The 19,585-nt window shown below is 34.5% G+C and carries 18 protein-coding genes; 9 read left to right on the top strand and 9 right to left on the bottom strand.

The window, feature by feature from the left end:
- The 8 genes from CW751_RS15590 to CW751_RS13975 all read left to right on the top strand — a co-directional run.
- Nucleotides 1-224 (top strand): hypothetical protein (locus CW751_RS15590; protein ID WP_205677839.1); only part of this gene is annotated, 224 nt, incomplete at its 5' end.
- Nucleotides 225-799: 575 nt separating this feature from the next.
- Nucleotides 800-1,669: a heme o synthase gene (gene cyoE, locus CW751_RS14005; RefSeq protein ID WP_101335657.1), complete on the top strand. Its 870-nt coding sequence runs from the start codon at nucleotides 800-802 to the stop codon at nucleotides 1,667-1,669.
- Nucleotides 1,670-1,696: 27 nt separating this feature from the next.
- The gene (locus CW751_RS14000; RefSeq protein WP_101335656.1) at nucleotides 1,697-2,755 is read left to right on the top strand and encodes a cytochrome c oxidase subunit 3; all 1,059 of its coding nucleotides are present in this window, start codon (nucleotides 1,697-1,699) and stop codon (nucleotides 2,753-2,755) included.
- A gap of 25 nt (nucleotides 2,756-2,780) precedes the next feature.
- Nucleotides 2,781-3,857, top strand: coding sequence for a cytochrome c oxidase subunit 3 (locus CW751_RS13995; protein WP_101335659.1), 1,077 nt, complete (start codon nucleotides 2,781-2,783; stop codon nucleotides 3,855-3,857).
- Between the two features lie 42 nt (nucleotides 3,858-3,899).
- Complete coding sequence (locus CW751_RS13990) at nucleotides 3,900-4,256, top strand: cytochrome C oxidase subunit IV family protein (RefSeq protein ID WP_101335655.1); 357 nt, start codon at nucleotides 3,900-3,902, stop codon at nucleotides 4,254-4,256.
- A gap of 120 nt (nucleotides 4,257-4,376) precedes the next feature.
- On the top strand, nucleotides 4,377-4,964 hold the full coding sequence (locus tag CW751_RS13985; protein WP_133122232.1) for an SCO family protein: 588 nt from the start codon (nucleotides 4,377-4,379) through the stop codon (nucleotides 4,962-4,964).
- Nucleotides 4,936-5,649, top strand: coding sequence for an SCO family protein (locus CW751_RS13980; RefSeq protein ID WP_101335653.1), 714 nt, complete (start codon nucleotides 4,936-4,938; stop codon nucleotides 5,647-5,649). Before CW751_RS13985 ends, CW751_RS13980 begins: the two co-directional genes overlap by 29 nt.
- Entirely contained in the window at nucleotides 5,639-6,172 is a 534-nt protein-coding gene (locus CW751_RS13975; RefSeq protein ID WP_101335652.1) for a DUF420 domain-containing protein, read from the top strand. The genes CW751_RS13980 and CW751_RS13975 overlap by 11 nt, the downstream gene beginning before the upstream one ends.
- A gap of 85 nt (nucleotides 6,173-6,257) precedes the next feature.
- Here CW751_RS13975 and CW751_RS13970 read toward each other — a convergent pair whose 3' ends face one another.
- On the bottom strand, nucleotides 6,258-6,404 hold the full coding sequence (locus CW751_RS13970; RefSeq protein ID WP_101335651.1) for a YqaE/Pmp3 family membrane protein: 147 nt from the start codon (nucleotides 6,402-6,404) through the stop codon (nucleotides 6,258-6,260).
- Nucleotides 6,405-6,558: 154 nt separating this feature from the next.
- On the opposite strand from CW751_RS13970, the gene CW751_RS13965 reads away from it, so the two are divergent.
- Nucleotides 6,559-7,470 (top strand): mechanosensitive ion channel family protein, encoded by a 912-nt coding sequence (locus CW751_RS13965; RefSeq protein WP_101335650.1) that lies wholly within the window; start codon nucleotides 6,559-6,561, stop codon nucleotides 7,468-7,470.
- Between the two features lie 620 nt (nucleotides 7,471-8,090).
- On the opposite strand, the gene CW751_RS13960 is transcribed toward CW751_RS13965, so the two are convergent.
- The 8 genes from CW751_RS13960 to rimP form a co-directional block, all read right to left on the bottom strand.
- Complete coding sequence (locus CW751_RS13960) at nucleotides 8,091-9,275, bottom strand: acetyl-CoA C-acyltransferase (RefSeq protein ID WP_101335649.1); 1,185 nt, start codon at nucleotides 9,273-9,275, stop codon at nucleotides 8,091-8,093.
- An 86-nt stretch (nucleotides 9,276-9,361) separates the two neighbouring features.
- On the bottom strand, nucleotides 9,362-11,767 hold the full coding sequence (locus CW751_RS13955; protein ID WP_101335648.1) for a 3-hydroxyacyl-CoA dehydrogenase/enoyl-CoA hydratase family protein: 2,406 nt from the start codon (nucleotides 11,765-11,767) through the stop codon (nucleotides 9,362-9,364).
- A 13-nt stretch (nucleotides 11,768-11,780) separates the two neighbouring features.
- A complete protein-coding gene (locus CW751_RS13950) occupies nucleotides 11,781-12,236 on the bottom strand; it encodes a MarR family winged helix-turn-helix transcriptional regulator (protein ID WP_101335647.1) in 456 nt (151 codons plus the stop codon).
- 64 nt (nucleotides 12,237-12,300) lie between these two features.
- On the bottom strand, nucleotides 12,301-14,103 hold the full coding sequence (locus tag CW751_RS13945; protein WP_101335646.1) for a tetratricopeptide repeat protein: 1,803 nt from the start codon (nucleotides 14,101-14,103) through the stop codon (nucleotides 12,301-12,303).
- Nucleotides 14,096-14,647, bottom strand: coding sequence for a hypothetical protein (locus tag CW751_RS13940; protein ID WP_101335645.1), 552 nt, complete (start codon nucleotides 14,645-14,647; stop codon nucleotides 14,096-14,098). The genes CW751_RS13945 and CW751_RS13940 overlap by 8 nt, the downstream gene beginning before the upstream one ends.
- A 290-nt stretch (nucleotides 14,648-14,937) precedes the next feature.
- A complete protein-coding gene (gene infB / locus CW751_RS13935; protein WP_101335644.1) occupies nucleotides 14,938-17,778 on the bottom strand; it encodes a translation initiation factor IF-2 in 2,841 nt (946 codons plus the stop codon).
- Between the two features lie 66 nt (nucleotides 17,779-17,844).
- Nucleotides 17,845-19,080, bottom strand: coding sequence for a transcription termination factor NusA (nusA, locus tag CW751_RS13930; RefSeq protein ID WP_101335643.1), 1,236 nt, complete (start codon nucleotides 19,078-19,080; stop codon nucleotides 17,845-17,847).
- 4 nt (nucleotides 19,081-19,084) lie between these two features.
- Nucleotides 19,085-19,567, bottom strand: coding sequence for a ribosome assembly cofactor RimP (rimP, locus tag CW751_RS13925; RefSeq protein WP_101335642.1), 483 nt, complete (start codon nucleotides 19,565-19,567; stop codon nucleotides 19,085-19,087).
- Nucleotides 19,568-19,585: the final 18 nt, after the last annotated feature.

Genomic DNA, 19,585 nt, shown 5'->3' with positions numbered 1-19,585 from the left:
GCAACGGAAGTAACTGTGTGGGTTATGATAATGCCATGGCGCGGAATTATAGGGCCTTTAGAAGAGGTATTTTTTCAAATTGGGGAGGGCCAGCGTCTGATTGTGACCATATAAATATACGAAATTGTATTTTAGATATAGATAATAATTTTCACCTAGAATACACCACTGGTTTCTCCACTGAAACAGTCTCTCATAAACTTTATGGTAGAAAATTAAATTAGAAAATTCTTCTCTGGCTTGAATGGATTATTATTTTTAATGTTTATCCGTTACTTTCCCCAATAAATAGTGTTCTTAAAATCAAAAGATCCTTCGGAAAACAACAAGAAACAAGTTTTTGTGTTTTTGCATCAGGATAACAGGTTCAGTAGAAAAGTGGGTAAAAGGTAATTGGTAATTTATATTATCTGTCATCCTTATGGAGTGAAACTCCGAAGGGTCTTTTAATTTTTCACATATCGAGAATTATCGTGGGGAAACAAGCGAACAAGCATTTTATTTTTTAATAAAACATGTCGAAAAAGAATCGGGAAAAGAGGGGCTAGGCGCGTCAAAAAAATAATTTTATCGAAAGATCAAAGAAACGGATGAACGAGTCGAACTATTCTTCAATCGTTATTTTGATATATACAAGGATTGAAAATTAGGATAAAACACCTGAAAAAGGATAAAGAAATCTTTTTTTGTAATTACTTCCTGAGAAAAATCATTCATTTCACATTATAAAGATTACAATTGTCAGTTAATTCCTTAATTTTGTAGCAAAATTTTAATTTCACATCCTGATTGATGGATTATGGGGGCAAGTTCTAAAATTAAAGATTACGTACTTTTTACCAAGTTTAGATTATCATTTTCAGTAATCATATCTGCTTTGTCAGGTTTTTTGTTTGCAGGAGGTGGAACATGGATAGAGGCATTCTATCTTTTAATTGGTGGCTTACTTGTTACAGCAGCAAGCAACGGAAGCAATCAGATTTGGGAAAGAAACTTGGATAAAAAAATGTCGCGAACAGAAAAGCGGCCTTTACCAAGAGGATCAATGCATATAGCCGAAGCGGTTACAGTAGTTGTTTTATCTTTAATCGTTGGTTCGTGGATGTTGTATCAACTCAATCTTAACGCTATGATTTTAGGTTTAACAGCCTATGTTTCTTATGCGTTTATATATACACCACTTAAACAAGTAACTCCTTGGTCTGTAATTGTAGGTGCCTTTCCTGGTGCAATACCACCCATGCTTGGTGCAATAGCGGTTACGAATGAGTTTTCTGCAATGCCTGGAGCTTTGTTTTTTGTGCAGTTTGTTTGGCAGTTGCCTCATTTCTGGGCCATTGCTTGGGTTGCCCACGAAGATTATCAAAAAGCAGGATTTTACCTGTTGCCTTCACGGTCTGGAAAGTCCAAAACATCTGCGTTTAGAATAGCGTTGTCTGCTCTCTTACTTGTTCCTTTTACATTATTTCCATGGGTGTTAAACTTTGTAGGTGCTTTTAGTGTTATGGCTGCATCAATATTAGGCTTGTTGTTTTTTCTATATGCCTACAAACTTTATCTCACATTGTCAGATAAAGACGCAAAAAAATTAATGTTCGCATCGTTCATTTATTTACCTTTGATACAGTTTGTCTATGTAATAGATAAGTATTTCTTTTTTTCAAATTAACGATGCCAAATTATAAAATATAAAGTCATGAAAAAGAATTTCGATGATTCCTATCCGATTGAAGTCCAGACTAAAGTGAAGAGAAACTTGGTTTGGGTGGTTCTTTTAAGTATTTCGATGATGTTTGCAGGGTTTACCTCGGCCTACATTGTTTCAATGGGTGATAGCTTTTGGGTTAAGGTAGATATTCCCACCGCTTTTTTCATCAGTACAGCAATCATTATCCTGAGTAGTATTGTCTTGTTTTTAGCCAATAAAGCTGCTAAAGCTAGCGATGTGAAAAAAGCCCGCGCATTTATTGTTGTTACTTTATTGTTAGGGATTGGTTTTGGTGTTTTTCAATTTATGGGATACAAATCCTTAGTTAAAAGTGGAGCGCATTGGGTGACACATATTATTGTGGATGATGGGCGCTATGGAGATTATTATGAGATAAAGAAAAATGGCGAATATCTGACTGTAGAAAACAACCAGTATTACTATAAAGGAGAACAACTAACAGGAGAAGATAAAAAGGCATTCAAAACCTTTGCAGCACAGTTTAATGTTCAGCAGTTATCAGATCTAAAAAACAAAAACATCAATTACGAAAACTTTACTTTACTTTATAAAAGTGAACCCCTAAGTTTTATTGATGGAGAATTTATACGTCCGAATGGAGAACGATTGGAGGAGCTCGATTTTCAGCGTTTGAGGTATTTAGTGCAAAATATTCAAGATGACCGTGCAGATTTCTTCATGCAAGGAGAAATGGGAAAAGATTTTAAACTGTATTATAACGGAAATGAACTAGATTATAAGGAGCGTACCCTAATGTACAAGGGAAAACCATTAAGTGCAAATCTCCAAAATAAGCTTTTAAGAGGTAATTCTGATATGAGTACTGCTTATTTTTATGTTATAACCATTTTACATTTGCTTCATGTAGTCGCTGGATTAATCATGTTGATTGTGATGGCAAGTCGTTCATATACAGCTGAAAACGCTTACAAAATGTCGATTTCTCTTGGAGCTGGATCTATCTTTTGGCACTTTTTAGGTGTATTATGGATCTATTTATTACTATTTTTACTTTTTATTCATTAAATTCGCACAAAACAATTTTAAAAAAATGTCTGGACACACTTCTAATGAGATGAAAGCTGAAGCGAGCTGGGGTGGAAAAGCCTCTCCGTTTAGCGTTAGTTACGGTAAGTTAATGATGTGGTTTTTCCTCGTATCGGATGCCTTAACATTCGGTGGGTTTCTTGTAGCCTTCGGTTTAACAAGGTATTCATATGGTGGAGCATGGCCGATTGGAGAAGAAACTTTCGACGCATTGCCGTTTTTGAGTGGTAGTTATCCTTTAGCTTATGTTGCTTTGATGACTTTCATTTTGATAATTAGTTCTGTTACGATGGTACTTGCCGTTGAAGCAGGACACAGAATGGATAGAAAAGGAGTAACAAAATGGTTATTTGCTACAATTATCGGTGGACTTGTTTTTATTGGTTCACAAGCCTGGGAATGGTCGCACTTTATTCATGGAACCAAATTTGGTCGTGTTGAATTAAGTGATGGCTCGATTGCAACAGCAAAGGGTAAGTTTGGAGAAATCCAAAGCTTTGAAGTGGTACGTCCAGGAGCCCATTATGCGGGTGTTGGAACTCTAATTACCAATGACAATATCACACAGGAAGACGGTGATTTAATGCATGCTTTTCAACATGCAGCAGCAAAAAGAAAACTTACGGGGACTGCAGGTGCAATGATGATTACATTGCATGATGGAACCGTTGCTAAAGTAAATAAGGAAGCCGATCAAGATCTACAATTAATTGTAAAAGTTCCTGGAAATGATCATGCAGTATCATCTGCAGCTGATGAAAGCACGAGAATAAGTGAAGAGGAAGGATCTGTTTCATTATATTATGAGGCTTTGTCAAAAGGTAATGTCGTTTATGGCGCTAACCTTGACGAAAACGAATATGGACCGCAAACTTATGGACACTTCTTTTTCTTTGTAACAGGGTTTCACGGTTTCCACGTATCTATAGGAATCATTTTGAATATTGTAATCTTCTTAAATGTTCTGAAAGGTACTTACCACAGAAGAGGACATTACGAAATGGTTGAAAAAGGTGGTCTTTATTGGCACTTTGTTGATTTAGTTTGGGTATTTGTATTTACCTTCTTTTACCTAATATAAATCAGATAAAATAGAAATTTAACGCATTATAAATTTTAGAACATGGAAGAAAGAGACGACATAATAGAATATTCTTTGTACAACCATCACTCAGAAGAGGAAGGTAAAAAGCAAAGAAAAAAGATTTGGAAAGTAACCTTAATCTTATCTATAGTTACAGCTGTAGAGGTGCTTTTTGGTGCTATGGTGAAACAAGGTAGTAGCATGTGGTTAACAGTAAAGGTACTTTTTATTGTGCTAACTGTAATCAAAGCTGCTTATATTGTACTTACTTTTATGCACCTTGGCGATGAAAAGAAAACCCTTAAATGGATTGTGCTTTTACCGTATCTTATATTTATGATTTACCTTATTTTTATTGGATTAACAGAGGGAGCAGCACTCTTTCCACGTATGTAATTCTTTTAATAGAAATTAATTATTTTGGATAAAACAAATAATACAAAAAGGGGCTTCTGGAAGCCCCTTATTTTAATTTTGGTGGTTTTCGGACCCGCAATATTGCTTATTTTGATTTCAATGGGGAGATGTAGACATAATTTCCAAGAACTCCCTGTGTTTGCTGAAATGCCAAAGTATGAATTTGTAGGTGCAGATGGTCAACTCATAACAAATGAAACACAAGAAGGGAAAGTAACTCTTTTTACTACCCTTCAAACTACTTGTCCGCAACAGTGCGCAATTGATATTTTTAAATTTAATCTACAGATCTATCAAGATTATAGAAAAAATCAAAAGGGACTCGGACACGTAAAGATTATTTCTATCGTTACTGATGAAAAAGGAAATCCTGTAGATAATCTCGATGAATTATTGTTTACGATGAACGACATGATTGAAGGTTATGACTCTTCGATATGGAATTTAGCAACTGGTGATCCAAAGCAGATTTATGATATTGAAAATAATGGCATAAACTTATACTCAACCACTTCGGATAGCGCTTTTGCAAAAAAATCTTTCTTAGAAACCATGCTTATTGTTGATAAGGAAAATCAATTACGTTTAGTAAGGCGTGGAAACCAAGAAGGATTGATTAGAGATTTCAAACAACATGTTGCACTTTTAGAAAAGCAGTATGACAAAGCAGAAAAAGAACAAGATTAATTTCGATATCAACTCAACTCCTTTTATTTTAAGAAACCTTAAAGTAATACCCATTTTATTGGTTTTTCTTTTTTATGTATCGTGTGAAGATCAAAAAAGTACATCAAAAGAGGTTGATTTACCATTTATAGGACATCATGATATAGCCTTTGAAGAAACGGAAGAATATAAAGTTGGTGACACCATTTTTCATACCGTTCCTTCTTGGACGTACCTAACGCAGGATTCAATTATGCTTTCATCTGATGAAATTGATGATCAAATTTGGATTGCCGATTTTTTCTTTTCCTACTGTCCAACCATTTGTCCACCAATGACAAAAGCAATGCGTGAGTTAACAGATTCCTTATCCCAATATCGCACTGAGCTTACTTTTCTTTCTTTCTCAATTGATCCCGATCGAGATACGCCTTCAAGATTGCGCTTATATCGAGATAGACATGATGCAACTGCTGAGAATTGGTACTTTCTTACTGGCGACGAAGCAGCAACTCATCGTTTAGGAATTGATGGATTTCAATTGTTTGCAAATGCAGATGAAAATGCACCAGGAGGTTTTGCACATAGTTCAAACTTTGTATTAATTGATAAAAATCAACATATTCGTGGTCTATATGACGGACTAGATCCTGAAAGCAGATCAAAATTAATCCACGACGCAAAATTATTACTTGATGGAAACTAAAAATCCTTCACCACAAAAAGTGAAATCTTTTAAGCGACTAATTCTTGTTCTTTCAATTATTATCCCTTTGTCAGTTGCCCTTTTATTTGAAATTAAAGTCGATGGTTTAGATTTTTCTTTTTTACCTCCTATATATGCCTCTATTAACGGTATTACTGCTGTTCTTCTTGTAATTGCAGTTCTGGCTATTAGAAATGGTAATGTGAAGCTACACCAAGGTCTTATGAAAACTGCTTTGGCTTGCTCCTTAGCTTTTTTAGTTTTATATGTTTTGTACCATATTTCAGCTGAAAGTACTTCCTACGGAGGTCAATATCCTATGATTTACTATTTTATTTTAATATCGCATATCATCCTAAGTGTAGGTGTTGTTCCACTTGTACTTTATACTTATTTTTATGCATGGAAAGGAGACTTTAAAAGACATAAAAAGTGGACACGTTTTTCCTTTCCTATATGGCTTTATGTTGCCGTGACTGGAGTTGTAGTTTATATTATGATTTCACCTTTCTATGGTAATTAACAGTAAATATTCCTATTCTTTTGTAACGAAAATCTATTGAAGGTAATCATTTATTTGCCTTAATAGTGATAGATCTTCAAAAGTACTACTTGTTTACCACGAAGGCATAAATAACGCCAGGTAACCAGCCTACCAAGGTTAATAACAGACTAATGCCAAACTTGGCACTAATACCATGATTTAAAAATACTGAAAGTGGTGGAAGAAGAATATTTAATAGTATTGTTAGCATATTTTTTTAGATTAAAATATAATAAAAATGAACAATCTAAATATAAACACCTTACTGTCAACTGTTAATGTTTATTAATGTTCATTACTTTTTACTTTAATTTTATTTTATCTATCAGATTTTATGTTTCTTTCTGACACATAAAATATACTTCATGAAATTATTCTCCTTTTTTGCGCAAGTTAATAATCAAAATCTTACTGATTTAGCGAATTCATTTACTCAATTTATCGACCGGTTGATTAATGCTGTTCCAAATATAATCTTGGGTCTTGTTATCATAATCCTAGGTGTTTTAATTGCCACTTTATTTGGAAACTTTGCGCGAAAACGTATTTCTAAAAGAACTCAAGATCCTTTAATGAGTAAGTTTCTAGGTAGAGCAATAAAGATTTCCTTTATCTTACTTTTTGTAATGATTGGTTTGAGAGCTGCCGGATTAGGTTATATCGCAACAGGCATATTGACTGCCGCAGGAGCAAGTGCGCTTGTGCTTGGATTTGCATTTAAAGATATTGGCGAGAATTTTATTGCAGGTGTTATTTTAGCTTTTAAACGTCCCTACAACGTAAATGATACTGTTGAGATTGGTTCTCATTTTGGTAAGATTAAATCGTTAGAGTTTCGGTATACGAAATTAAAAACATTTGATGGTAAAGATGTTTATATTCCAAACAGCGATGTGCTTACTAAACCCGTTATTAATTTTACAGAAGATGGTTATTTTAGATGGGATTTCGTTGTGGGAATTGCCTATGAAAATAATATTGATGAAGCTAAATTGATTATTAATAATACACTCGACAATATTAAGGATGTAATTTCTGATGAAGAACACCAAAATTTTGTGATTGAAAAACAGTTGGCAACAAGCACAGTTAATCTCCAAGTTTTCTTCTGGGTCGACACCAAGGATTTCCGTAAGAGTGCTTTAATTACAAAAGGTCATGTGATCAAAAAAGTAAAAGAAGCCCTGGAGAAGGGTGGATTTTATATGCCGGCAGATATTCAAGAAATCAAGCTATATGGCGGGGAAAAAGATTTCCCAATCCGATATTCGAAGTAAATTAACCTTTAATAATCAAAATTACTAATCTACTTTAGGATTTACATTAGAAAAAATTAAGTAATCTTATTGATTAGTTTTAGTTCCTTTATAATCGTTTAGATTCTGTTTTGTATAACGCTTATCAGGGATCAAGACTAATTGTTGGGGATTAAGCATAAATTTTAGTCAATCGGAATAAAAAACATCATTAAAACTTTAAGTATAAAAGTGGTTAAAACCACTCCCACCTCAACTTTTGAGACTGATCTCTTGTCAATACATTTAACCCGGATTATTAACTCCTTTAGTCGTTGAGCTCGCAGGCTCGGTTCATGCATTTAATTTTAAATCTATTCTAGGCACAAGTCCTAAAGTAATATATGTATATTTCGCGGGGCTTGTAACGACGAATAGATCAAAATTAAATCAAAATCTTACAAATACACAAGTATCCAAAAATGGGTTTCTCAAAGTTTATAGTAAATATAGTTAAAATATTGACTTACAGATGTTAATATTCTTAGACTTTAAGATTGGTGAATAATTTGGGTTAATAAATGAATACCTTGCTATTTAAAAACAAAAAACCGACGTATTTCTACATCGGTTTTTTAATTCAAATATGATAATTATTGGATTTATAACCTTTCAATAACTCCTGCTGCACCCTGACCTGTACCTACACACATCGTTACAACACCATATTTTTCATTACGTTTTTTCAATTCATTCATTATTTGAACTGTAAGTTTTGCACCAGTGCACCCTAAAGGATGTCCTAAAGCAATTGCACCGCCATTCACGTTAACAATATCTGGGTTTAATCCAGCTTCTCTTATAACGGCAAGTGACTGAGAAGCAAATGCTTCATTTAATTCAAATAGACTAATGTCATTTAGTTTTAATCCAGCCGAACTAATTGCTGCTGGGATAGCATCTACTGGCCCAATTCCCATAATTCTTGGCTCAACTCCAACTACATTGTATGAAGCTAATCGCGCCACTGGTTCTAAACCTAGTTCTTTGACCATTTTTTCAGACATAACGAGTGTAAAAGCTGCTCCATCACTAGTTTGAGATGAATTACCGGCAGTAACACTACCACCTTGAGCAAACACAGGGCGTAAACGAGATAAAGCCTCTACTGAAGAGCCTTTTCTTGGACCTTCATCAGTATCGACCGTGTAGTTTTTTACCTGCCTCTTTTCGTTTTCATCTAAATAAATATGTTCAACGTCAATAGGTACAATGTCGTCTTTAAATCTACCTTCTGCTATTGCTTTTAAAGCACGTTCATGAGATTGAAGTGCAAATTTATCTTGGTCTTCACGAGAAACATCATATTGTTTGGCAACTGCTTCCGCAGTTAATCCCATACCCCAATACCAAGTTGGATTCTCTTTTCCGACTTTCGGGTTAGGAACAATTCTCCATCCACCCATTGGCATTACAGACATAGATTCAACACCTCCTGCGATGATGCAATCCGCCATTCCCATGTTTATTTTAGCGGTTGCAATAGCAATTGTTTCTAAACCTGAAGAACAGTAACGGTTTACGGTTACCCCTGGCACCTTATCAGTGTCTAATCCCATTAAAGAAACTAAACGTCCCATGTTTAATCCTTGTTCTGCTTCTGGACTTGCATTTCCAACGATTACATCATCTATACGTTTTGGATCCAAATTAGGAACATCTTTCATGATTCGTTTGATAACATTAGCGGCTAAATCATCAGGACGGTAAAAACGAAATCCTCCACGACCTGATTTTCCAACAGCTGTTCTATATCCAGTAACTATATATGCATTTTTATTTGTCATTTTCTATAAGTTTTTAAGATGTTATTTTAATAAAGCAATAAAACATGACTTCTTTTCAAACAACATCTGTGATTATTTAAAGTCTTTTAATTTCTCAACACTTTTCCTTTCTTAACCATACTTTCTAATCGCTCGAGTGTCTTGCGTTCTGCACATAACTCTAAGAAAGCCTTGCGTTCAAGGTCTAAAAGATATTGTTCTGAAACTTGAACACGTTCAGATATATCACCACCACAAAGAACATTTCCTAATTTTTCAGAAATTAACTGATCATGTTCAGACATATAATTTCCAGACATCATTGAATGCGCTCCTACATAAACGATTCCCAATCCTTCTTGACCAGAAATGGTAATGTTTTTCTCTTTTGGAGGTGCAGTATAACCTTTATTGGCTAACTCTAAACATGCAGCCTTTGCTCTTGTTAACTGACGTTCACGACTCACGATGACTTCATCTGTTCCTTCACGTAAATAACCTAAATCGAAAGCTTCATGAGCAGATGTAGATACCTTGGCTTGTCCTATAGTTAAAAATCTTTCTCTCAAACGGTTAATTCTAATGTCGCCATCTTTTAATCCATCAGAAAATCGCTTAGCGAATTCTTTTGATCCACCTCCACCAGGGATTAAGCCAACACCAAATTCTACCAAACCAATGTAAGATTCTGCGTGAGCAACAACTTTATCAGCATGCATTGATAACTCACATCCACCTCCAAGGGTAAGATTGTGCGGAGCAACAATTACTGGGGCATCAGCGTATCTTACACGCATCATTGTGTCTTGGAAAGCCTTTACAGAGAAGTTTAATTCATCGAAGTCTTGTTCTACGGCCATCATAAAAATCATTCCGACATTTGCTCCAGCACTAAAGTTTTGCCCGTTATTGGAAATAACCAATCCATTATATTTTGTTTCGGCTAAGTCTAACGCTTTATTGATTCCGTTAATTACTCCACTACCAATTGTATTCATTTTGGTATGGAATTCTAAATTAATAATTCCATCTCCTAGATCTACAATGGTTGTGTCTGCATTACTCCAAACTGTATTTTCATCGCGTAATGCATCTAACATTACTATATCCTCAGTTCCTGGAATTACTTTGTAAGATTTAGATTTTAAATCATAAAACAGCTTTTGTCCATTTTCTTTTTTATAGAATTTGGTTACCCCGTTTTCTTTCATATCAAGAATCCACTGAGCTGCTTTTTTACCTTCTTCTTCAATGAGTGCTAATCCTTTGTCTAAACCTAGGATATCCCAAGTTTCGAATGGACCAAGTCCCCAGCCAAATCCAGCTTTAATTGCGTCATCAATTTGGTATAAGTCTTCCGCAATTTCTGGTACGCGATTACTGGCGTATGCAAATAAACCTCCAAACATTTTCTTGTAAAATGTTGCAGCCTTATCTTTTCCTTGAATAAGCATTGCTGTTCTTTTCTCAAGATCATCAATAGGCTTAGCCATATCTAAAGTTGGAAACTTAACTTTTTTCTGGTCTGTGTATTCTAATGTATTTAAATCGAGTGAAAGAATCTTTCTTTTTCCATTTTCATCTTTCGTTTTCTTATAAAATCCTTGCCCTGATTTTGAACCCAACCATTTATTGTCTACCATTTTGCTGATAAAATCGGGTAGTTCAAATAAATTATTTTCTTCATCCTTCGGACAATTGTCTTTAACGCCATTAGCAACCAGTACTAAAGTGTCTAATCCAACGACATCAGCTGTTCTGAATGTTGCAGATTTTTGTCTACCAAGCACCGTTCCGGTTAATTTATCAACTTCTTCTACCGTTAAATCAAGTTCTTTAATACTATGGAATAAAGACATGATGGAATAAACACCGATTCTATTTGCAATAAATGCTGGTGTATCTTTACACAATACTGTTTTCTTACCAAGGAATTTACTTCCGTATTCCATGAAGAAATCAATCACTTGTGGATTCGTTTCTTTTGTTGGAATAATTTCTAATAATTGTAAATAACGAGGAGGATTGAAAAAATGTGTTCCGCAGAAATGCTGTTTGAAATCTTCAGATCGATCTTCTAACATCATGTTGATCGGAATTCCAGAAGTATTGGATGTAATTAAAGTTCCAGGCTTTCTATATTTTTCAACATTTTCAAATACCGATTTTTTAATGTCTAAACGCTCTATCACCACTTCAATGATCCAGTCAGCTTCACTTATTTTCTGCATATCGTCTTCCAAATTTCCAGTGGTAATGCGATTTGCAAATTCCTTTTTATAGATAGGAGAGGGGCTCATTTTTAATGCAGATGCCAATGCAGTATCTACAATTCTGTTCCTAACAGGTTTATCTGTAAGCTTTAATCCCTTTTTTTCTTCTTTTTCATTTAGTTCTTTGGGTACAATATCCAATAAAAGAACTTCAACACCTATATTGGCAAAATGACAGGCAATTTGTGATCCCATCACTCCAGATCCCAATACGGCAACCTTATTTATTTTTCTTTCCATTATTTTTTAATTATTAGTTTATAATAGTTATAGATTTGAGTTCATCTTCAACATGGTCATCAACGATTTCCATGACTTCAAAAAATGCTTTTAGTTTTTTATCTGGTATTGATTTTAAGAGTCTTTCATTAAATTCAATAACTACCTTTTTAACTTCCTTCCTTAGAATAACGCCTTGTTCAGTGAGGAAGATGAGCACTTTACGTTTGTCGTCTTTGTCAATCTCACGATATATATAGCCTTTTGTTTCCATGGTTTTCAGTGTGCGAGATAAACTGGTCGGTTCCATACCCATTCTTGGACCAAGCTGAGTACTGGGTGTACCTTCCTTATCGACAATTAATAAAATAAAACCAATCGACATAGTAAGACCGTGCGCCTTGGCTTTTTGATTATACATTCTTGATATCTTGTGCCAAGCATGACGTAGATAAAAATCTACATAATTATCTTTTTGTGAATGCTCCATGGAGGTTAAAAGTACAAAATATTATTAAGCATGCACAATAAAATGCATAAAAAAATATTTTGACTTAGTTGATTTTCCGATATGCTTTTCTAGCTTCAGTAACAAATAAGCTTCCGGGATAGTCACGCATGATTTTAAAGTAGTATTTTGCAGCGAGTTCATTATTGAAAAGATGATTTTCATGAATTTGTGCAATTTGATATAGTGCGTCATCAGCGAGGATATCATCCGCATGGTTATCCACTACTTCTTGAAGGTATTTAATTGCTTCTTTCCATTTTCCTTGGTTTTGGAAAGCCTCTGCTTTCCTCATCAATATATCGTCTTTTAATTTATGATCTGGGAATATGTCAGTTATAGAATCATAAAGTGCGAAAGCTTCATTGTATTTATGTTGCTCCAACAATAAGTCGGCCTTAGCAAACTGTCGCATGGCAACAAAGTTTGAATCTAAACCGAGGTTGTCGGTAATTAAAATAGATAAATTCATGGCGTCATTAGCAATTAATCTTGTAGTTGCTTCTTTTAAAACATCGAGTTGGGATTGTGCAAAAAGAAAATCCCCATCATAATAGAAAATACGAGCATTTTTAAACTTCGCTTCTTGGCCAATAGGTTCGTATTTTAGTTTCTTTTCAACTTGCATGTAGAGCAAAGATGCCTCCCACACGTCATCTTGAAGTACGAGTATATCAGCCAAAAGGGTTTTAATCTTTGCTTCTTCTAAATCATTGTACTTTGGTAATTCTAGTGCTTTTTCCAATGTGTTCTTTGCTGCTTCACTTTGATTACCATAATAGGCTTGTATATAGGCTTTTTCTCTAATGATAGGTAATGCTTTTCCATTTTTAGGCATCCGTTCAAGCGCATTTTCATATTCTTGGATCGTTTCTTGAATTTGTGATGCGGTGTAATTTCTTAAGGTAGTAATTTCTTTATAGCGGGTGTTTAATAATCGTTGCTCAGCTGCATAATAATAAGGTGAGTCTGTTCCTAAATTAATAATGTATTTAAAAGCATTTCTAGCGGTTGAAAATTGGTTACTTCTCGAAGCTTGATTTCCTAATTTATATACTTCTCTTCCATCGTTTGCCGTTCTTCTATCTAATCCTTTGGCTTGAATTAAAGCAGCTGGAAAGTTTTTCTTTTGGATTAATGCCCAAATAAGTAATTCAGAGTATACGTTGTCATTCGGATTTTTTTGAATTTTTCGAATTAATTCATTTTGGAACATTTTAAATCGCTCATTATCCTCTTCTTCAAAGTCAATCATTCTCGGTATAATTCGCTTTAAAGAAGAGATCATCCCAGGATTATAGTCTAAAAGGTTAATATAAGACTGTATCATCAACTCTGTTTCATTAAGCGCGCCATACACTTCTGCATATTGAATGTGTAATGGATAACGACCTTTGAGGATTTGATCACCCTTTTTTAAAGTTTGTAAAGCCAGTTGATGTTTCCCAAGTGCTGAAAATGACTTTTGAAGATCAATAACGATTCTAGGACTTGCAGCCAAGTTATCGATTAGGGATTGATAAATTTTATCCGCTTTTCGGGTATTATTCTGTCTTTCATATTCTTCTCCTAAGGCGACTTGATATTCCAATTTATTGGGGTATATCGATCCTTGTCTTTTAATCAATGCTATTGCAGCTTTATCTTCACTTTTATTGCGTAAACACGTGAGATAACGACTGTAGATAAAATCAACTGGATTTTTATTGTATACTTTCTCAAAATACGGGAGTGCCTTTTCACAATCTCCTTCATTGAAGTAATAATTAGCCAATTGTTCATCTGTGCTTTGTGCAAAGCATGAAAATGAGATAAACAAAAATAATATGTTAAAGAGGATTTTATTCATTAGTTACTGCTGAATTCGCTTCACTTATTTTTTTGATTTGAGGGTGAAGTGTGTCAAAAGCATTATATTGTTCATGCTTCGTTTTTATGAAAAAAGCCAATGTTTCTTCTATTTCTTCAATTTTCCCTTTTTCAAAATTGATAAATTCTTGATATTTATCGCGATCATTTACTCCATTCTCAATATCGTGCTTTAGGTCACTAAGCTTTTCCCTAACTTCTGGGATTGCACTTTTTACTTTTGATAAATTCTTCGAATTTTTTGATAAAACCTTACGAATATCTTTGTAAGCATTCATTTTGTTTGCAAGATCGTAATTCATAGTGTCAGCATTATAATTGTCTTTGACGTTTTGTATTGTTTCTCTTACAGTAAAAATAATCTCCGTACTCGTAGCTTGTGTTGTATCAATTGCTGCAGTTTCAAGACTATCAAGTGTGTTTTCCATTTGATTGATTTCAGCAATGTGCTCATTTTTAGTATTGTCACTACAAGCTGCTAACATTAATGTTAAAAATAACACGCCATAAAAAGTTGTTTTCATATATCTGATTGTTTATTATAATCAAACTTACGAAAAACAAATCTTTATTCAAATGGGATTAGAAAATCAATTTTCAGGAGGCCGTTTCACTGGATTATTAACTTCTTTTGTTATTGACCTTGGAAGTTTATTTCGATTTGCCCAATAGATTGTAATGCAGTTGTTCATATAGGTGGACTTGGGAGAAGTGTAAATATTTTAGTGAGGTTAAATCCTTGTATTAATTAAAAAAGGGAGATTACTTATTTTAATTTCAGTAACCTCCCTGTTGTATCAATATTTAGAAAAACTTATTTTAATTTTCTTGCAACTTCTTTTTCTTCGTAAGCTTCAACAATATCTCCTTCTTTAATATCATTAAATTTATCGATATTTAAACCACATTCGTAATTGTTTTTCACTTCTTTTACGTCGTCTTTAAATCTTTTTAAAGATCCTAGCTTTCCTTCATGGATTACTATTCCGTCACGTATAAGTCGAATATTTGAATTACGTTGTATGTATCCAGAAGTAACATAACAACCTGCAATTGTACCCACTTTCGTTATGTTAAATGTTTCACGCACTTCAGCAGTACCAACAATTTCTTCTTGAATATCTGGCGATAACATTCCTTCCATCGCAGATTTCAATTCTTCAATTGCTTTGTATATAACAGAATAAAGTCGAATATCGATTTGTTCATCGTCTGCTAATTTCTTAGCGGTTACTGTAGGTCTCACTTGGAAACCAATAATAATCGCATCTGAAGCTGAAGCTAAGTTTACGTCTGCCTCTGTTATTGCACCAACTGCTTTATGAACGATGTTGACTTGTATTTCTTCTGTTGATAACTTGAGTAAAGAATCAGACAGCGCTTCAATAGATCCATCAACGTCACCTTTTACAATGATGTTAAGTTCTTTAAAGTCTCCAATGGCTAATCTTCTACCGATTTCATCCAGCGTAATGTGCTTTTGAGTTCTTAGCCCTTGTTCTCTGTATAATTGTTCACGACGTGTTGCAATATTTCGTGCTTCACGTTCATCGTCCATGACATAAAATTTGTCTCCAGCACTTGGAGCACCATTGATTCCGATGATTGAAACAGGTGATGATGGCGGAACAGCCTTCATATTTCTTCCTTTTTCATTCAACATGGCACGCACTCTTCCTGTATGTTTACCCGCCAGAATAATATCACCGACTTTTAGCGTACCACCTTCAACTAACATATTGGTAACATAACCTTTTCCTTTGTCAAGAGAAGATTCTAAAACAGTACCAATTGCGTTTTTATTAGGGTTTGCTTTCAGTTCGAGTAAATCCGCTTCCAACATTACTTTTTCAAGTAATTCATCAATGTTTTTACCATGTTTTGCAGAAATTTCTTGCGCTTGATATTTACCACCCCATTCTTCAACTAGAAGGTTCATGGTAGAAAGCTGTTCTTTAATTTTATCTGGGTTTGCACCAGGTTTGTCAATTTTATTGATTGCAAAAACCATAGGTACACCAGCAGCTTGTGCGTGAGATATAGCTTCTTTTGTTTGTGGCATCACGTCATCATCAGCAGCAACAATAATTATGGCTACATCTGTTACTTGTGCACCACGCGCTCTCATCGCAGTAAAGGCCTCGTGACCAGGTGTATCTAGAAAAGTTAAACGTTTTCCATCCACATCTACTGAGTAAGCACCAATATGCTGTGTAATTCCCCCGGCTTCACCGTCAGCAATTTTTGCTTTACGAATATAATCGAGTAAAGAAGTTTTACCGTGATCCACATGTCCCATTACTGTAATAATAGGAGGACGATCTTCTAAGTCTTCAGGTTTATCTTCAGCCACTGGAATAGAATCTTGTACATCAGCAGATACAAACTCTGCTTCAAAGCCAAATTCTTCAGCTACAATTTGTATGGTCTCCGCGTCTAATCTTTGGTTGATTGAAGCAAAAATACCAAGTGACATACATGCAGAAATCACTTCTGTAGATTGAACGTTCATCATGGAAGCCAACTCAGAAACAGAAACGAACTCAGTTAATTTTAAAATTGACTGTTCTTTTTCTTCTTGTTGAAGTTCTTTCTCACGTTTTTCTGCATAGGAATCTCTTTTAGCACGTCTATTTTTTGACCCTTTAGATTTTCCTCCTCCAGATAAGCGTGCTAAAGTTTCCTTAATTTCTTTTTCAATATCTTTTTCGGTAATTTCCTTTCTAGGTTCAGCTTTCTTCTTGCCTCTACCTGAATGATGTCCTTTATTACCTTTTTTATTACCAGAAGGCTTATTGGTATCAACCTTTTTGATGCGCTTCCGTTTCCTTTTATTTTCGTGTTCTTTTTTCTTCGGTTCTTTCTTTTCTGGAAGATCGATTTTACCTACAACAGTAGGTCCACTTAATTTCTTTCTCGTAACAGAAATAAGTTCCGCTTTTTTCTCTTCTTTTTGTTCTTTTTCCGGTTTTTTCTGCTCTTTTTCTTTAGCAACAGGCTTTTTCTCTTCCTGTTTCTTTTTCACGGGAGCAGTTTTTTTAGCGGCTGGTTTCTGCTCTTTTTTCTTGCCTTTATCTTTCTTCTTCTTGTCAGGACGAGTACGTGTGTCAATTTCCGAAAGATTAATTTTTCCGATAACATTCAAACCAGAGCCGCCTTCTACTTTAGATTTTGGTTCCTCCTTTATCATTTTCGGAGCTTTATCTTCGGGCTTCTTTTCTTCCTCTTCCTTTTTAGCTTCAGGCTCTTTAGATTCTTCCGCTTCTTTTTCTTCTATCTTTTCTTCTGCCGGAACCTCCTCTTGAGTAGGTGTTTCAGTAGTTGCTGTTACTTCCTCCTGTTCCTTTTCAACCGTTATCGGTTCAACAGGATCTTCCTCTGGAGTTTCATCAACAGGAACGCTTTCTTCTTCCTTAGTTTTAAGAGAAACAGTCTTTCTTTTCTCTCGTGAAATCGCTTTCTTTCTTGCTTCCTCTTTTAAGGATTGATCATCAGCAAACTCTTCACTAAGCATTGCGTAGTGTTCAGGTTCCAATTTCGTGTTTGGATTAGAATCTATGTTAATTTCTTTTGAATTCAAGAAATCAACCAACGTTGCAATACCAACGTTTAATTCTCGTGCGACTTTGCTTAATCTTTTTACTTTACCGGCCATATATTACGTCCTTCCTATTAATCTTTTGTTTTTATTTAAATGCCTAAGTTAAGGTTTGTAATTAATCTATTCAAACTCTGACTCTAAAATCTTAAAGACTTCACGAATCGTTTCTTCTTCAAGATCGGTTCTTTTGATTAATTCCTCAACTTTGATTTCTAAAACTGATTTTGCAGAATCACAGCCAATAGCTTTTAATTCATCAATAATCCAGCTATCTATTTCATCTGCAAATTCTTCTAAATCTACATCTTCTACATCTTCAGCGCCTTCTCTATAAACATCAATTTCGTATCCTGTTAATCTTGATGCTAATTTAATATTAAATCCACCTTTACCAATTGCAAGCGAAACTTGGTCGTTTTTCAAGAAAACATCAGCACGCTCTTCCTCTTCAATAATTTCTACGTTTGTAATACGTGCAGGCGATAAAGAACGTTGGATGTATAAAGCTGCATTGTTTGTGTAATTAATAACATCAATGTTTTCATTACGCAATTCACGCACTATACCGTGAATTCTTGAACCTTTCATACCTACACAGGCTCCAACTGGGTCTATACGGTCGTCATAAGACTCCACTGCCACTTTTGCGCGTTCACCAGGTACACGAACAATTTTCTTGATCGTAATAAGGCCATCAAAAACTTCAGGTACTTCCAATTCAAACAGACGTTCCAAAAATTCTGGAGCAGTACGCGACAATATAATTACTGGCGTACTGTTTCTCATATCTACCTTGGCTACCACAGCACGTACAGGTTCTCCTTTTTTGAAATAATCAGAAGGTATTTGTTCTGATTTTGGGAGAATTAGTTCGTTTCCTTCATCATCTAGAATTAAAATCTCCTTTTTCCATACTTGGTAAACTTCACCTGTGATGATGTCTCCAATTCGGTCTTTATAAATCTTATAAAGTTGATCTTTTTCTAATTCTAAAATTCTAGAAATTAAATTTTGACGCAATGAAAGTATATTACGTCTTCCAAAATCTTCAAATTTAATTTCCTCTGATACTTCTTCACCTACCTCAAAGTCAGGTTCAATTTTTACTGCTTGAGAATATGCTATTTCAGTGTTTGAATCTTCTACTTCTCCATCTGGAACAATTTCTTTGTTTACCCAGATTTCAAAATCGCCTTTGTCAATATTTATGATCACGTCACAATGCTCGTCAGTTCCGTATTTTTTCTTTAAAATAGAGCGAAATACGTCTTCTAAAACACGCATCATTGTTTGCCTGTCTATGCTTTTAAACTCTTTAAATTCTGTAAAAGATTCTATTAAATTAAGGCTATTCATGAGTTCATTTTTTAAATGATATTATAATTTTTGTTTCTTTTATTTCATCGTGTTTGAATTCATGCTCTTGCACGACGAGTACTTTTTTCTTTTTTCCTTCTAAGCGTTCTTTTGTGGATGTTTCTAGTATAATCTTTTCTTTATCCGCATGTTTTAAAACGCCTTCTATTGTTTTATTTTTCTCTTTTAAGTGAACTTTTACTTCTTGTCCTATGTTTTTTATGTATTGTTTCAACACACGAAACGGCTGATCTAAACCAGCAGAAGAAACTTGTAGTTCAAAATCTTGCTTTTCTCTATCTAAATTGTGTTCAATATTTCTTGAGACAGAAACACATTCAGTAATTGAAACATTGCCATCTTCTTTGTCTAACTTAACTTGAATTACATTTTTTGTAGAAATTAAGATTTCAACGATAAAAAGACCGGAATTAAGTTCTTCAATCCGTTCTAAGGCAAGCTTTTCTATTTCTTTCTTCTTCAGCATATTTACAAAAAGAGGGGA

This window comes from Brumimicrobium salinarum (assembly GCF_002844555.1).
GTDB classification, from domain to species: domain Bacteria; phylum Bacteroidota; class Bacteroidia; order Flavobacteriales_D; family Crocinitomicaceae; genus Brumimicrobium; species Brumimicrobium salinarum.
The sequence above is the reverse complement of the archived record's forward strand: the minus strand, read 5'-3'. Positions and strand labels throughout refer to the sequence as shown.